This is a genomic window from Microcystis sp. M53598_WE2 (assembly GCF_030067735.1).
GTDB lineage: Bacteria > Cyanobacteriota > Cyanobacteriia > Cyanobacteriales > Microcystaceae > Microcystis > Microcystis aeruginosa.
Window position 1 is genome coordinate 1 of sequence record NZ_JASJFE010000754.1, and the last position, 2,637, is coordinate 2,637.

Consider the following 2,637-nt stretch of genomic DNA (forward strand, 5'->3'; position numbering starts at 1 on the left):
CAGCTACTTAAACAGTAATCAGTTATCAGTAATCAGTGAACAGTAATCAGTTATCAGTGATTAGTAAACAGTGAAAAGTGAAAAGACAGCAGTAAACTGCCATTTGATGATGAACACTTAATACAAACTGCTCACTTAATACTCAAAACTTAAAACTCAAAACTGATAACTGATAACTGCCTCCTGACGGCTTAATACTTAGCTTTGACGCGATTAACGATTAATTCGGCGAAGATATTGACTACTAGGGTCAAAACCAAGAGAACAAAACCCGCATACATTAAAGCTGATACTTGCATTCCCGATGCTTCGGCGAATTGGTTAGCCAATAAGGAAGCGATCGTGTTAGCGGGGGCGAGAATAGAGGCACTAATGCGGTTAGAATTGCCGATAATCATCGTTACTGCCATGGTTTCCCCTAAAGCGCGCCCTAAAGCTAACATAATCCCCCCGACAATCCCGGAAAAAGCGGCGGGAATTAATACCCGAAAAATCGTTTCCCAACGGGTGGCCCCCAAGCCTAGGGAAGCTTGCCTTAGATCCGGCGGTAAAGCGGCCAAAGAGTCGCGAGAGATAGCGATAATAATCGGCAGGATCATAATTGCTAAAATAACCCCCGCCGGTAACATTCCAGGACCCCCTAAAGGAGTACTAAACAGAGGAATCCAACTAAAATTAGCATTTAGCCAGTTACCAAGGGGTCTGAGGATAGGAATCAATACAAAGATACCCCATAATCCGTAAACAACACTGGGAATAGCGGCCAAAAGTTGTACGAGAAAAACCAAAATTGTCCGCGCATTTAAGGGAATAAAATCTTCGCTTAAAAAAATGGCTGAACCGATACCGAGGGGAACAGCAATCAGGAGGGCAATCAGAGAACTAACGAGAGTTCCGTAGATAACGGGCAGAACTCCGAATTCTTCGCGACCGCGCACGGGATTCCAAGCACTACTGGTCAAAAATCCCAGACCAAAGGTTTGAATCGCCGGTAAAGCCCGAATAAAAATCACTAGGGCAATTAGGAGCAAAATTACCCCAATAGCGATGGCAAAGGCGGTAGTTAATCCAACAAAGCCTTTATCGAGGATTTTTTCCGATTCTGGACGTTCTTTAAAATTTGAGTCGGGTGAAACTGTGGGCGCACTCATGATTAGGGTTTAAATCCAGCTAGTTTGCGGTAGCTAAGGTCGAAATTGGCCTTTCTCCACTATTATTGTAACTTTGAATACATTTTTTCGGCTACTAATCCACATTGATTGTGTAATCGGGATAGATGACATCGGCAGCGGCGGCTACTCGTTCGCGGACGTTTTTCGGTAGGGGAATATAACCAAGGGCGGCGGACTGTTCCTGTCCCTGATTAAGTCCAAATTCGATCATCGCCTCCATAGCTAAAGCTTTTTGGGGATCGTTGTATTTTTTATAAACCAACATCCAACTATAGGTGACAATGGGGTAGGAATTTTCCCCCGGGGGATCAACGATAAAAGCCCGCAGATTTTCGGGTAATTCCACCGTGGCTAAGGTGGCAGCGGCGTTAGTTTCATTGGGGATAACGAATTGACCGGCTTGGTTTTGTAAAGTGGCCATGGGCAGCTTATTATTTTTAGCGAAACCGTACTCGATATAGCCAATCGAGCCTTGATTTTGTTGAATTAGGGCAGTTACACCTTCATTTCCTCTACCGCCGAGAAATTTACCTTTTTTGGTCGGCCATTGTACGGCTTTTCCTTCACCGATACTTTTTTTCCATTCGGGACTAACGGCGCTTAAAAACTTAGTAAAAACTCCCGTCGTCCCGCTACCGTCTGCCCGGTGAACTACGGTAATTTCTTCATTGGGTAGTTTTAAATCGGGGTTATCGGCGGCGATTTTGGCATCGTTCCAACGGGTAATCGTGCCTAAAAAGATGCCTACATAGGCTTCCCTGCTTAGTTTCAGCCCTTCTACTCCGGGCAAATTATAAGCCATAACGATGCTTCCCGCCGTCATCGGTAGCAGTAAAACCCCGCGGCTAACTCTGGCCATATCCTCGTCACTCATGGCCACATCGGAAGCGCCAAAATCGATCGTACCTTGAATAAATTGTTCGACTCCCGCCCCGCTACCGGTAGATTGATAGTTAATTAGTAGTTTAGAAAATAGTTGATTGATGGTGACAAACCAGTTTTGATATAGGGGTGCAGGAAAAGAAGCGCCCGCACCATTGAGGGCGACCTCTCCTTGCAGAGGAACTTGGGCGATCCTATTGCTTCCCTCTCCACTGGTTCCCGCCGTATCACCGCCCCCACAAGCGGTTAAAGTCGCTGTTAAAGTCGCTAGGGATAAGGCTGTTAGTAAATGGGTTCTGTTTTTGCTGAGCATAGGATTAATTTTTATCCGTAAACTGCCTTAAATCTTACGCTAAAACCTACCACGCCTTGGTAAAGAATAGGTTAAGAAGTGAATAAAAAAACATAATCTATTGTCAAGAAAAATTTTCTCGATAACTAGACAAAAATCTCAACTTCTTTTACTATTTATTTTGACTAAACATTAGTTTTAAGTAGGGAGGCACAATTATTTGTAGGATGGGTTAACGGTAGCGTAACCCATGCGGGCGTTGGGTTTCATGCTTCAACCCAACCTACGTTC

At 44.5% G+C, this 2,637-nt stretch carries 2 protein-coding genes; both read right to left on the reverse strand.

From position 1 onward, the window contains the following. Window positions 1-191 precede the first annotated feature (191 nt). A complete protein-coding gene (pstC, locus tag PX636_RS15465; RefSeq protein WP_002760019.1) occupies window positions 192-1,151 on the reverse strand; it encodes a phosphate ABC transporter permease subunit PstC in 960 nt (319 codons plus the stop codon). 94 nt (window positions 1,152-1,245) lie between these two features. Then, a complete protein-coding gene (gene pstS / locus PX636_RS15470; protein WP_012265136.1) occupies window positions 1,246-2,367 on the reverse strand; it encodes a phosphate ABC transporter substrate-binding protein PstS in 1,122 nt (373 codons plus the stop codon). Window positions 2,368-2,637 lie beyond the last annotated feature (270 nt).

What these genes read in the sequence shown, in the direction of transcription:
- pstC (WP_002760019.1), bottom strand. Translation starts at nt 1,151, where the DNA reads ATGAGTGCGCCCACAGTTTCACCCGACTCAAATTTTAAAGAACGTCCA.
- pstS (WP_012265136.1), bottom strand. Translation starts at nt 2,367, where the DNA reads ATGCTCAGCAAAAACAGAACCCATTTACTAACAGCCTTATCCCTAGCG.